This is a genomic window from Pseudomonas sp. MS01C9 (genome assembly GCF_058202755.1).
The window spans coordinates 568,247-582,988 of the sequence record NZ_CM177073.1 but is presented as its reverse complement, the minus strand read 5'-3'; the positions used below and the strand labels follow the sequence as shown (position 1 = coordinate 582,988).

Genomic DNA, 14,742 nt, shown 5'->3' with positions numbered 1-14,742 from the left:
GAGCAACTTCGTCACCAGCATGATTGCCCAACCCGGCCTGACGGCTGGCGACCGCATGCTGTCGCTGACCACGTTCTCCTTCGACATTTTCGGCCTGGAGATCTACGGGCCGATGTCGGCCGGGGCCAGCGTGGTGCTGACCGGCCAGAACGTGCACCAGGACCCGGAGGCGGTGCTGGCGCTGGTGGGGCAGCACGATGTGACCGTGCTGCAAGCCACGCCTTCGAGCTGGCGCATGCTGCTGGACCACGAACAGGCTTCGCGACTGGCGGGGCGCACCTTCCTCTGCGGCGGCGAGGCATTGCCGCTGGAATTGGTGCAGCGGCTGCTGATGCTTTCGCCCAAGGTCTGGAACCTCTACGGCCCGACCGAGACCACCATCTGGTCGGCGGTGCATCCCTTGAGCCATGACAACAGTCGTCCGTTCCTCGGCAAGCCCCTGGACAACACTGCGCTGTACATCGTCGGCAGCGACCTGACGCTCAACCCGCCCGGCGCCCCGGGTGAACTGCTGATCGGTGGCCAAGGCCTGGCCCGTGGCTACCTCCAGCGCCCGGCGTTGACGGCCGAGCGTTTCGTCCCGGACCCGTTCTCCACCACTGGCGAGCGGCTGTACCGCACCGGCGACCTGACCCGCTATCGGGCCGAGGGCGTGGTGGAGTACATCGGCCGCATCGACCATCAGGTCAAGATCCGCGGCCTGCGTATCGAGCTGGGGGAAATCGAAGCGGCGCTGCTGGCCCAGGACAGCGTGCGTGAAACCGTGGTGATCGCCCATGAAGGCCCGACCGGTGCGCAACTGGTGGCCTATGTGGTGCCCACCGCCAGTCCGATGCCCGACCCGCAAGGCGAGGCCGCGGCGCGCACCGCCCTCAAGGCCGCGCTCAAGGCGCAATTGCCCGAGTACATGGTTCCGGCGCACCTGGTGTTCCTGGCCCAGCTGCCGTTGACGCCCAACGGCAAGGTCGATCGCAAGGCGCTGCCGGCCCCGGATGTCAGCGAGGTGCAAAGGGCCTACGTGGCGCCCCGCAGCCTTCGCGAGCAACAGGTGGCGCAGATCTGGCAGCAAGTGCTCAAGCTCGAACGGGTAGGGCTGCAAGACAACTTCTTCGAGTTGGGCGGTCACTCGCTGCTGGTCACCCAGGTGGTGTCCCGGGTCCGTCGGGTGCTGGGCATCGAGGTGCCGCTGCGCAGCCTGTTCGAACACGGCACGTTGCAGGATTTCGTCGGCGCCCTCGACGCAGGCCAAGGCCCGCAGGCGCCCGCGCTGGTGCCGGTGCCACGTGACAAGCCGCTGCCGCTGTCGTTTGCCCAGGAGCGCCAATGGTTCCTGTGGAAAATGGACCCCGACAGCGCCGCCTACAATATCCCGACCGCCCTGCGCCTGCGCGGTACGCTGGACAAGGACGCCTTGCGTCGCAGCTTCGAAGCGCTGGTGGAGCGTCACGAAAGCCTGCGCACCGCTTTCGTCGAAGACGACGGGCGCACCTGCCAGGTGATCCGTCCACAGGGCCAGGTCAGTGTCGTCGAGCGGCGCCTGGACGGGGAGGATGAGGCCGCCATCCAGGCGTTCCTCGAACAGCAGACCCAAGGCCCGTTCGACCTCCTGAACGACGCGTTGCTGCGCGTGGCGCTGCTGGCGCTGGGCGAGCAGGAGCACATCCTGGTGCTGACCCTGCATCACATCGTGGCCGACGCCTGGTCGTTGCAGGTGATGGTCGATGACCTGATGAGCCTGTATTCGGCATTCGTCGAGGAGCGGCCCGCGCAATTGCCTCCCTTGGCGGTGCAGTACGCCGACTATGCGATCTGGCAGCGGCAATGGATGGACGCCGGCGAGCGGGAGCGCCAACTGGCCTACTGGACCGAGCAGTTGGGCGGCGAACAGCCGCTGCTGGAGTTGCCCGCCGACCATCCGCGTCCGGCGCAGCAAAGCCAGCGTGGCGCGCGTTTGCCGATCGTGATCGATCCTTCGTTGAGCGATGCCCTCAAGGCACTGGCCCGACGGGAAAACGTCACCCTGTTCGTGCTCTTGCTCGGCGCTTTCCAGGCGCTGCTGCAACGCTACAGTGGGCAATCCGACATCCGCGTCGGGGTGCCGATCGCCAATCGCCAGCGGCTGGAGACCGAGCGGTTGATCGGGTTCTTCGTCAACACCCAGGTATTGCGAGCCCGGTTCGACAGCCAACTGACCGGCGCCGAGCTGCTGCAGCAGCTCAAGCAGACCGCCATGGCGGCGCAGATGCATCAGGACCTGCCGTTCGAGCAACTGGTCGATGCCTTGCAGCCGCAGCGCAACCTGAGTCACAGCCCGCTGTTCCAGGCCATGTTCAACCATCGCAACGAAACCGATGCAGCCTTTGCCAATGGATTGCCCGGCCTGGCAGTCGAGCCCCTGGGCTGGGCGCAGCGCACCGCCCAGTTCGATCTGAGCCTGGACACCGTCGACAGCCCGCAAGGCTTGCATGCGGCCCTGACCTACGCCACGGATCTGTTCGAGCCGGCCACCATCGAGCGCATGGGCCAGCACTGGCTCAACCTGTTGCAGAGCCTGGTGCAGGACCTGCATCGCCCTGTGGCGCAATGCACCTTGCTGGGGGCTGACGAGCGTCGGCGGATGCTCGTCGACTGGAACGCGACGGCGGTTCGCTACCCCCTCGACCGCACGGTGCAAGGCCTGATCGAGGAGCAGGTGCGCAACCACCCGGACGCTCCGGCGCTGATTTTCGGCGAACAGCGCCTGAGCTACGGCGAACTCAACGCCCGGGCCAATCGACTGGCTCATCGGCTGGTCGATCACGGCGTCGGCCCGGACGTGCTGGTGGGCATCGCCGTGGAGCGCTCCGTGGAAATGGTCCTGGGACTGTTGGCGATCCTCAAGGCCGGCGGTGCCTACGTTCCTCTGGACCCGGAATATCCGCGGGAGCGCCTGGCCTATATGTTCGAGGACAGTGGCATCGACCTGCTGCTGACCCAGGGCCATTTGCTGGACCTGCTGCCGATCCCGGGCGGCATGCACAGCCTGCTGCTGGACGCGCCTGACGACGGCCTGTATGCCGACCGCGACAGCGATCCGCAGGTCGACGTCCACGGCGAGAACCTGGCGTATGTGATCTATACCTCCGGTTCCACCGGCAAGCCCAAGGGCGCGGGCAACCGGCATTCGGCGCTGGTCAACCGGCTGTGCTGGATGCAGCAGGCCTATGGGCTCGATTCCACGGACAGCGTGTTGCAAAAAACGCCGTTCAGTTTCGATGTGTCGGTGTGGGAGTTCTTCTGGCCGCTGATGACCGGTTCGACCCTGGTGGTGGCCGCGCCGGGGGCACATCGCGACCCGACCCAACTGATCGGGCTGATCACCGCGCACCGCATTACCACGCTGCACTTCGTTCCATCGATGTTACAGGCCTTCGTGCAAGATCCCCACGTAGCCGATTGCACCAGCCTCAAGCGCATCGTCTGCAGTGGTGAAGCGTTGCCGGTGGACGCGCAGCAGCAGGTGTTCGCCAAGCTGCCGAATGCCGGCCTGTACAACCTCTACGGCCCCACTGAGGCGGCCATCGACGTGACACACTGGACCTGTGTCGAGGAGGGTCGCGACAGCGTGCCCATCGGCCAGCCGATCGCCAATCTGGGCACCTATATCCTGGACGACGAACTGGCCCCGGTGCCGGTGGGCGTGATGGGCGAGCTGTACCTGGCGGGAGAGGGGCTGGCCCGCGGCTACCATCGCCGCGCCGCACTGACGGCCGAGCGGTTCGTCACCGGGCCCTTCGGCCAGGGACAACGGCTGTATCGCACCGGTGACCTGGCGCGGTACCGCGCCGATGGCGTGATCGAATACGCCGGACGCATGGACCACCAGGTGAAGATCCGTGGCCTGCGCATCGAGCTGGGGGAAATCGAAGCGCGCCTGGCCGAGCACGAAGAGGTGCGCGAAACGGTGGTCATCGCTCAGGACGGTACCTTGCTGGTGGCCTACCTGGTGCCCACCCGTGCCGAGCTGCTGGACGCCGACGACGATGCCCGCCAGGCACTGCAAGCCCGCCTCAGGGATCACCTGGGCCGCGCATTGCCCGACTACATGGTGCCGCAGCGATGGCTGTGGCTGGAAAGGATGCCTGTCAGCCCCAACGGCAAACTGGAGCGCAAGGCACTGCCCCGTGCCGATATCAACGCCAGTCCCAAGGCCTGCATCGCACCGGGCACGGCCCTGGAACAGGCCCTGGCCGACATCTGGCAAAGCGTGCTGGGGGTTGGGCAGGTGGGTATCCACGACAACTTCTTCGAGCTCGGGGGCGATTCCATCATCTCCATCCAGGTGGTCAGCCGGGCTCGCCAGGCGGGCATCCATTTCAGTCCCAAGGACCTGTTCGTCCACCAGACCATCCAGGGCCTGGCCGGCGTGGCGAGCATGGGCGACAGCGGCCCGGTTATCGACCAAGGCCCGGTGACGGGCGATGCGCCGTTGCTGCCGTTCCAGCAACTGTTCTTCGACCTGGACATGGCCGAGCCGCATCACTGGAACCAATCGTTGCTGCTCAAGGGCAGGCGGCCGGTCCACGCCGGGCATCTGGAGCAGGCGCTGCAAGCGCTGGTTGCCCATCACGATGCCTTGCGCCTGGCCTTCGTCCGTGAGGGCGATGGCTGGCTCGCTCGCCATCGCACACTCGCCGAACAGCACGCGGTGTGGCAAGACTCGCCGCTGTTGTGGGCCGCAGAGGTGGCCGATGCCCCGGCGCTCGAACAATTGGCCGAACGGGCCCAGCGCAGCCTCGCACTGGACCATGGCACGCTGTTGCGCGGGGTCTTGGCGAACCTGGCCGACGGCAGCCAGCGGCTGCTGCTGGTGATCCATCACCTGGTGGTGGACGGTGTCTCCTGGCGCATTCTGCTGGAAGACCTGCAACAGGCTTATGCCCAACTGCAAGCCGGACAGCCCCCGGCGCTTGCGGCCAAGACCAGCGCCACCCAGGCCTGGGCGCAACGTTTGCAGGCCCATGCCGGCAGCGCGGCGCTACAGGCCCAGATGGCTTATTGGCAAGGCCAGTTGGCAGGCGCACGCGCCGACCTGCCTTGTGACCGCCCCCAAGGGGGCATGCTCAGGTGCCATGCCGCGCAGGTCCAGACACGCCTGGATAAACAGCAGACCCAGCGCCTCTTGCAGCAAGCGCCGGCGGCGTATCGCACCCAGGTCAACGATCTGCTGCTGACGGCCCTGGCCCGGGTAATCGGCCGCTGGACTGGCGAAGACTCCACCCTGATTCAATTGGAGGGGCATGGCCGCGAGGCGTTGTTCGATGACCTGGACCTGAGCCGCAGCGTGGGCTGGTTCACCAGCCTGTTCCCGGTGCGCCTGACGCCAGCGGCCACTGCGGCGGACTCCATCAAGACCATCAAGGAGCAGTTGCGGGCGATCCCCGACAAGGGGCTCGGATTCGGTGTGCTGCGCTACCTGGGCGACGAGCAGACGCGTCGCACCCTGGCGGCCCTGCCCATGCCTCGCATCACGTTCAACTACCTGGGCCAGTTCGACAGCGGCTTTACCGACGATGCCGACGGCTTGTTTGTCCCGGCCAGTGAATCGGCCGGTGCGCCCCAGAGTCCCCTGGCGCCGCTGGACAACTGGCTGACGCTCAACGGCAGTGTCTATGCCGGTGAACTGAGCATCGACTGGGCGTTCAGCACACAGATGTTCGACCCGGCCGCCGTCCAGGCCCTGGCCCTGGACTACGGCCGGGAATTGCTGGCGCTGATCGAGCATTGCTGCCAGGCGCAGCACCAGGGCTTCACGCCTTCGGACTTCCCCCTGGCCGGCCTGACCCAGGCCCAGCTGGATGCCCTGGCCGTGGCGCCCGGGCAGGTCGAAGACATCTACCCGTTGTCGCCCATGCAGCAGGGCATGCTGTTCCATACCCTCTACGAGCAGCAGGCGGGCAACTACATCAATCAACTGCGCGTGGACGTCGAGGGGCTGCAGGTCGAGCGCTTCCGCCAGGCCTGGCAGGCCGCCATGGATGCCCATGAAGTGCTGCGCAGCAGTTTCGTCTGGGAGGGCGATTTCAAGCGGGCCCTGCAGGTGGTGCACAAACGGGTGGAGGTTGAATTCCTGTTCCACGACGGGCATGCCAACCCCGGGCTGTCCCGGGACCTGGACGCTCTCGCCCTGGCCCAGCGCCAGCAAGGCTTCGCGCTGGACGCCGCGCCGTTGCTGCGCTTGGCCGTGGTGCGGGTGGCGCAGGATCGCTATCACCTGATCTACACCAGCCATCACATCCTGATGGACGGCTGGAGCAATTCGCAGTTGCTCGGTGAAGTGCTGCAGCGCTACAGCGGCCAGGCACCGGCGCGACCGGCTGGACGCTACCGTGACTACATCGACTGGTTGTCGGCCCAGGATCCCCAGGCCAGCGAGCGGTTCTGGCGCGCACAATTGGCCGAGCTGGACGAGCCGACACACCTGGCAGGGGCCTTTGCCCGGGACTCGCGCAGTGAGGCAGTCACCGGCCACGGCGAGTACGAGCAGTGGCTCGATGAGCGCGCCACGGCGCGGCTGCATGCCTTTGCCCGAGAGCAGAAGGTGACAGTCAACACCCTGGTGCAAGCGGCCTGGCAGTTGTTGCTGCAACGCTGCACCGGACAATCGGCGGTGGCCTTCGGCGCCACGGTGGCCGGACGCCCCGCGTCCATTGCCGGCGTGGAGCAGCAGATCGGCCTGTTCATCAACACCTTGCCGGTGATCGGCAGCCCCCGGGCGGAGCACAGCGTCGGCCAATGGTTGCAGGAGGTCCAGGGGCGAAACCTGAGCCTGCGCGAGCATGAGCACACGCCCCTGTTCGACATCCAGCTCTGGGCCGGGCAGGGCGGCGCGGCACTGTTCGACACCTTGCTGGTGTTCGAGAACTATCCGGTTTCCCAGGCGTTGCAAGCGGGCGCGCCGGCCACGTTGCGTTTCGGCGAGGTGGCCAATCACGAACAGACCAACTACCCGCTGACCCTGGCAGTGAACCTGGGCGAGACGCTGTCGTTGCTGCTGAGTTACAGCCGCGACAGTTTCGCCCCGGGAGACGTTGCCCGCATCGGCCAGCACCTGGCGCACCTGCTGGAGCAGATCGCTCTGGGTGGCGAGCGCACGGTGGGGCAATTGTCACTGCTCGATGCCGGACAGCTGGCGGTTCAGCAGGGCTGGAACGCCACCGCCATCGAGTACCCCCTCGACCACAGCGTCCATCGCCTGATCGAAGCGCAGGTGCGGAAGACCCCTGACGCCTGCGCGCTGGTCTTCGGCCAGCAACGGCTCAGCTATGCGTTGCTCAATGCCCAGGCCAACCGCCTGGCTCATCTGCTGATGGAGCACGGTGTCGGTCCGGATGTGCTGGTGGGCATCGCCGTGGAGCGTTCGGTGGAAATGGTGGTGGGCCTGCTGGCGATCCTCAAGGCCGGCGGTGCCTATGTCCCGCTGGACCCGGAATATCCACAGGATCGCCTGGCCTACATGTTCGAAGACAGCGGCATTGGCTTGCTGCTGACCCAGGGGCATCTGCTTGACCAGTTGCCCGTGCCGACGGGCCTGCGCAGCCTGGTGCTTGACCAGCCGGGCGACTGGCTGGCGGGGCGCAGCGATGCCAACCCCGCGGTCGAACTGCAGGGCGAAAACCTCGCTTATGTGATCTATACCTCCGGTTCCACCGGCAAGCCCAAGGGCGCCGGCAACCGTCATTCGGCCCTGGTCAACCGCTTGTGCTGGATGCAGGACGCCTACCGGCTGGAGGCGAGCGACAGCGTGCTGCAAAAGACGCCGTTCAGTTTCGACGTCTCGGTCTGGGAGTTTTTCTGGCCCTTGCTGGCCGGCTCCACATTGGTGATGGCGCCTGCGGGGGCTCATCGCGATCCGGAGCAATTGATCGAGCTGATCACCACCCATCGGATCACCACGTTGCACTTTGTCCCCTCGATGTTGCAGGTGTTCATGCAGGATCCGGCGGTCAGTCGTTGCCAGAGCCTCAAGCGCATCATCTGCAGCGGCGAAGCGCTGCCGGTGGATGCCCAGTTGCAGGTCTTCGCCAAGCTGCCAGGGGCCGGTCTCTACAACCTGTACGGCCCCACCGAGGCCGCCATCGACGTGACCCACTGGACCTGCGTCGATGAAGGTCGCGATGCGGTGCCGATCGGCCAGCCCATCGCCAACCTGGGCACGTTCATCCTCGACCACAACCTGTCGCCATTGCCGGTGGGGGTGACGGGCGAATTGTACCTGGGCGGCGAAGGCCTGGCCCGCGGTTACCATCGTCGTGCGTCGCTGACGGCCGAGCGATTCGTCACCAGCCCGTTCGGCGACGGTGCGCGCCTGTACCGGACCGGCGACCTGGCGCGCTACCGTGCCGATGGTGTCATCGAGTACGCCGGGCGCATGGACCACCAGGTGAAAATCCGTGGCCTGCGCATCGAGCTGGGTGAAATCGAAGCGCGCCTGGCCGAGCACGACGAGGTCCGCGAAAGCGTGGTCATCGCTCAGGACGGCACGGTGCTGGTGGGCTATGTGGTGCCGCAGTCGCCAGCGTGGCTGGGCGGCGACGGCACTAGCAGCCAGGGGCTGGAGCAGGCGTTGAAGGCCCACTTGAGCCAGCACCTGCCCGACTACATGGTTCCACAGCACTGGTTCGTGCTGGAGCGCATGCCGGTCAGCCCTAACGGCAAGCTTGAGCGCAAGGCCCTGCCACGCTTCGATGCCAGCCAGGCGCAGCAAGGCTTCGCGATGCCCGAGGGCGAACTGGAGCAACGGATCGCCGCTGTCTGGCAAGAAGTGCTGGAAGTGGAGCAGGTCGGGCGCAACGACCATTTCTTCGAGCGCGGCGGCCACTCCCTGCTGGCGACCCAGGCCGTTTCCCGTCTGCGCAGGTTGACCCGTTATCCGCTGAGCCTGCGTGATCTGTTCAACCATCCACAGCTCAAGGCATTGGCGACGCTCATGGCAGGCCATGGGGAGGGGCCGGTGCGGGCGGGGGACTCTGGCGGGGTACGGCTCGTGGCCCATGGGCCGCGGCGCTCGGCACCGCTGTCGCTGGTGCAGCGACGCTTGTGGATCGCGGAACAGTTGTCCGGCGGCACCTCCGCGTATGGCATGCCCATGGCGCTGCGCCTGTGCGGCGAATTGTCGGTGGAGCGCCTGCTAGGCAGCTTTGCTGAGGTGATCCGCCGCCACGATGTGCTGCGCACCGCGTACACCCAGGATGACGAAGGCGACCCGGTGGCGCTGATTGCCGATGAGGTCCGGCTGGACTTCCCGGTGATCGATCTGTCCGGTCTCTCGCCCAGCGCCCAACGCGAGCGGGTGGCCCAGGCGACCCTGGAAAATGCCCGTACGCCGATCGATCTGGAGCAGGCGCCGCTGTTGCGCGGGCGGATCCTGCACCTGGGACCGACCGAGCATGTGCTGCTCTACGCCATGCATCACATCATCTCCGATGGCTGGTCCATGGGGCTTTTGATCAACGAACTGGTGCAGGCCTACGAGGCATCCGCCAAGGGCGAGCCGCTGTCGCTGCCGCCCCTGGAGGTCCAGTACCAGGACTTCGCGTTGTGGCAGCAGGCACTGGAAGAGCAAGGGGTGTTGGCGCGTCAGGCCGAGTACTGGAAACAGCGGCTTCGCGGCTACGAGGGACGCCTGGACTTGCCGCTGGACAACCCCCGCGGCCAGACCGCTTCCTATGACGGCGATGCGTTGCAGTTCCAGCTGTCCGCAGCGTTGACCGAGGCCTTGCGCCGGCTGTCCAGCAGCGCTGGCGTCACGCTGTACAGCACCTTGCTGGCGTCGTTCCAGGTATTGCTGCACCGAGTCTGCGCGGCACAAGACGTGGTGATCGGGGCGGACGTGGCCGGACGCGAGCGACCGGAGCTGGAGCGCTTGATCGGCTTCTTCGTCAACGTATTGCCCCTGCGTTCGCGCCTTGACGCCCAAGCCACGTTCTCGCGGTTCCTGGGGCAGACCCAGGACGACCTGCTGGGCGCACTGGAGCACCAGGACCTGCCGTTCGACCAGATCGTCGACGTGTCGGGCGTGCCTCGCCACAAGGGCATGAACCCGCTGCTGCAGGTGCTGTTCGTGATGAACAACGTCCCGGTGCGTACCCGTTCCATGGCCGGTCTGAACGTGGAGTTCCTGCCGGCGCTGCAGACCCATTCTAAATTCGACATGGCGCTGTTCGTTGACGAAGAAGAAGGGCAATTGCGCGGTAATTGGCAATTCGCCACAACCTTGTTCGGACACGAGCGCATCCAGTACCTGATCCAGGCCTGGACAGCCCTGTTGGAACAGATCGTCGCTGATCAGGACATTCAATTGGGAGCTATCAGCATGCCAGTCGACAACTTGGCGGCAGCCGTCACGCCTGCCACCGTCCCGGGGCCCAAGGCCGATAAACTGGGCAAGTTCCTCAAGCGTTCCGTGACGCCGCTGGCCAAGGCCCGCCCGGCACGGGTGCGTGAATCGCTGGTGGCGGCGCCCCAGCGATTCCCGTTGATGCTGGAGCCGGGCGAGCCTCACCTGGATGTCATCGAGTGGATCCAGCAGAACCGGCCGTTGATCGAGCAGAAGCTGGCCGAGCACGCCGGCATTCTCTTCCGCGGTTTCGAGCTGGACGGCATCCAGGGCTTCGAGGCGTTCGCTGAAGCCATACAGCCGGGGCTTTATGGTCAGTACGGCGACCTGCCCAAGAAGGAAGGCGGCAAGAACACCTACCGCTCCACGCCGTACCCGGAGCGCAAGATGATCTTGTTCCATAACGAGAGCTCCCATCAGGACCGCTGGCCACGCAAGCAGATGTTCTATTGCGAACAGGCCGCGCCGGTAGGAGGCGCGACCCCGGTGGTGGACTGCCGGTTGATGTACGAACGGCTGCCGGCGGACATCCGCCAGAAGTTCGAGGAAAAGGGGCTGCTCTACGTGCGCACCTTCACCGACAAGCTCGACGTGTCGTGGCAGCACTTCTTCAAGACCGAAGACCGCAGCGAAGTCGAGGCCCGCTGCCGGGCCGGCGGCATCCAGTGGCGCTGGCTCGACAACGACGAGTTGCAGACCCGCACACCGGGGCCCGCGATCATCACGCACCCGATCACCGGTGAGAAGTCGTTCTTCAACCAGGTGCAGTTGCACCACATCTACTGGCTGGACCCGGACGTGAGGGAGGACCTGCTGTCGATGTTCGGCCTGGAACGGATGCCCCGGCATGTCTACTACGGCGACGGCACCCCGATCGAAGACGAGGTGATGCAGCGCATCGGCCAGCTGTACGAAGCCTGCGCGGTGCGTTTCGACTGGCGCAAAGGCGATGTGATCCTGCTGGACAACATGCTGGTGGCCCACGCCCGGGATCCGTTCGAAGGCCCCCGCAAGATCGTGGTTGCCATGGGCGACATGTACGACCACAGCAGCCTGGAGCGTCCGTCGGTCGCCGGGCAAACCGCCCTGGGCGAACTCAATACCGAGGAAGTCGGAGCATGAACGAGGTCACGATGGACGCGCAGGATCCGGGTTTCGCCCTGGCGCCCGAACAACAGCGGGTACTGGAGCAGTTGCCGAACACGGCGACCTGTGGCGAGGCCATGCGCTGGCTGACGGTGCTCATCGATGGCGAGCTCGATCCACAGCGCCTGCAGCTCGCGCTCGATACGTTACTGGCGCAGCAGCCGATGCTGCTGGCGCGCCTGGTCAAGGTCGCCGGCTTCCACGGTCTGCGTCAGGTCGCCAGCGGTGCCGGGCGCTTCCCGCTCACGGTACGGACGGGTGAGCAAGGGGTCGAGCAAGTCCAGGCACAGATCGAGGAATCGATGGGCCGCGCCTTCGTGGCCGGCGAATCGGAAGGCGTCCAGGCGGCGCTCTATCGCCTGGCGCCGCAGCAATGGCAACTGGTGCTGGGCATCGCCCGCTACGGTGCCGATGCGCAATCCCTGCGCTTGCTGCTCGAGCACCTCCAGCAGGCATACGCTGCGGCTTCGGCACCGGAAGATGGAGCGCCGGGCGACGAAACGCCGGGTGAGTTCGCCCAGTACCTGGAATGGCGCAGCGAAGTGGTGCTCGATGAAGATGCCGCCAGCGCGCGAGCCTACTGGCAGCAACACCTGCAAGGCGTGCAGGCGGACATCGCCACGCCTTGGCTGGCCGATCGGGGCGCCAGTGGCGAGACGGGTGTCGCCGACGCGCGCCTGTCCCTGACCTTGACGCCTGCCCAAGGCGATGCCTTGCAAAGGCTGGCCGAACAGCTCGGTCAGCCCCTCGCCACGTTGCTGCAAGGTGCGTGGTGGCTGCTGCTGGGCCGTCTGGGCGGGCTCGAGCAGACGCTGGTGGGTGTGCGTCACGACAGCCGCGAGGATTACGATTACTTCGCCAACGCCGTGGGGGTGTTCGAAAAAAACTTGCCCCTGTGCGTTTCGTTGCCGGCCACCCAGCCGTTCAACGAGTGGTTGGCGGCGCTGGCGGTGCGCCTCGAAGAACACCGAACCTGGCAGGAATACTGGGCGCCGGAACTGACCCTCGAGGCGGCGCGCCCGGCCTATGGCTTTACGGCAGGGCAGGCGCCGACTGCCGGCCACGCCGGCGGCCTGGCCTGGGTCGTGTCGCAAAGCGCCGGTGTGCAGGCCGATGGGTTCGAGCTGCTGTTGCAGGTTCGATTGCAGGATGATCGGCGACTAGCCTCGATCGACCTGTGTTATGCCCGTTCGCGTTATGCCCCTGCCTCGGCCACAGCCCTGTTGGAGCAGTACGGCGTGCTGCTGGCCTCGATCCTCGCAACGCCGCAAAGCCCATTGGCGCGGCTCAGCCTGCTGGGACACGTCGAGGAGCAGCGCCTGCTGGCGATCAACCCGGCGATGCAGGCATTGCCGGACAACCGTTACCTGCCGCAGCGCATCGCCGACCTGGCCGTTGCAACGCCCCATGCCATGGCCTTGACCGACGCCCACGAGCAATTGAGCTACGAACAGCTGCATGCCCGGGTCGAGCGCTTGGCGGGAGGGCTCAAGGCGCGTGGGCTGGGGGACGGTTCGATGGTCGCCCTGGCATTGCCGCGCTCGGTCGACCTGGTGATTGCGATGCTGGCGGCCTGGCGCGTGGGGGCGGCCTACCTGCCCCTGGATGCGCAGTGGCCCCAGGCGCGCCAGGCATTGATGCTGGAGCAGGCCGGCGCGACGCTGTTACTGACCGACGCGGCGCATCTGTCGGCCTGGCAGGAGGCGCCGCACACGGTACTGACCGTGGCTGAACTCGGTCAGTCGAGCGCGCCATTGGCCAGGCTCGCCACCCGGGGCAACGATGTCGCATACGTATTGTTCACATCCGGCTCCACCGGCGTGCCCAAAGGCGTGGTGATCGAGCATCGACAGTTGCTCAACTACACCGCCCAGGCCAGCAGGGCACTGGGACTGGAGCAGTGCAGGCACGTGGGTTTGAGCTCCACCGTGGCGGCGGACCTGGGCAACACGGCCCTGTTTGGCGCGTTGTTCAACGGGGCGGCCTTGCATGTAGCCAGTGATGAGCAGATGCAGGACGGCGTGTTGTTCGCCGAGTACCTGCAGCGACACGCGATCGACTGCCTGAAGATCGTACCGTCGCATCTGGCGGCGCTGCTCGACACTGAGCGGGCGACGCTGCCGCGAACGTTGATTCTCGGGGGGGAACCGATTGCGGCTCCGTTGATCGAGCGCATTGCGCGGGTGCGTGGCGATTGCCGGGTGTTCAACCACTATGGGCCGACCGAGGCCACGGTTGGCGTGATGATCCATCCGTTGACCCTGGACGGTGGTGCCGACGATTGCTCGGCCCTCAGCCAGGTGCTGGGCAATAACCGGGTCTACGTGCTGGACGCCGACCTGCGCCTGGCGCCGGTGGGCATGCTGGGTGAGTTGTACCTGGGCGGCGCGCAGCTGTGCCGGGGCTATCTGGATGCCGAAGCCGATGGGCAAGCGTTCATCCAGAGTCCTTTCGATCCGGCGCAGCGGTTGTATCGCACCGGCGACCTGGCGCGTTACCGCGCGGACGGTGCGATCCAGTTGCATGGTCGGCGCGATCAGCAGGTCAAGGTGCGCGGGTTCCGTATCGAACTGGCGGAAATCGAGGCCGAGCTGCTGCGCCTGCCAGGGGTGGCTGAAGCACTGGTGCTGCCGGCAGCGTCGGCCGAACAGGGACTGCTGGCCTTCGTCGTGGCGCAGCCGGGGCAATCGGTGGGCTTGCTGGACACCGCGCGTAGCGGGCTGAGCGCTCGCCTGCCCAATGTGATGGTGCCAGCGCACCTGCAACTGATCGAACAATTCCCACGGTTGGCCAACGGCAAGATTGATCGCAAGGCGCTGCAACAGCTGGCCGGCGCGGCGGCGAATAGCCAGGACGCCGCGCCGCGCGATGGACTGGAGCAGTTGCTTGCCACGCGTATGGCGCAGTTGCTGGGGCTGGAGCGAATCGGCATCGACCGCGACTTCTTTGCCGCAGGGGGGCATTCGTTGCTGGTGATCAAGTTGGTGGCCGGTATCCGCAAGCTGTTGCAGTGCGAGATCCATCCAGGGCTGGTCTTCGATCATCCGACGGTGGCGTCCCTGGCGTCGGCCTTGAAGGCGGTGGAAAGCAGCCCGGGGCAACTGGAAAAAATGGCCCAGGTGCGTTTGCGCATGGATGCGATGAGCCCCGAGGAAAAGGCCCGCTTGACCGAACAGGCGCGGCAGCAGCAAGCCGCCAGGGTCGCCCAGGGCAACTGA

At 66.1% G+C, this 14,742-nt stretch carries 2 protein-coding genes (1 of these 2 running past the window's edge); both read left to right on the top strand.

Annotation, left to right across the window (positions count from 1 at the left end; translation table 11 throughout):
* Nucleotides 1–11,500, top strand: partial view of a non-ribosomal peptide synthase/polyketide synthase gene (locus AC1M7R_RS02645; RefSeq protein WP_490610222.1) — the 3' portion only. 2,039 nt of this gene lie to the left of the window's left edge; the window shows 11,500 of its 13,539 coding nt (coding positions 2,040–13,539); the start codon falls outside the window, past its left edge; the stop codon is at nt 11,498–11,500.
* Nucleotides 11,497–14,742 (top strand): non-ribosomal peptide synthetase, encoded by a 3,246-nt coding sequence (locus AC1M7R_RS02640; RefSeq protein WP_490610221.1) that lies wholly within the window; start codon nt 11,497–11,499, stop codon nt 14,740–14,742. Before AC1M7R_RS02645 ends, AC1M7R_RS02640 begins: the two co-directional genes overlap by 4 nt.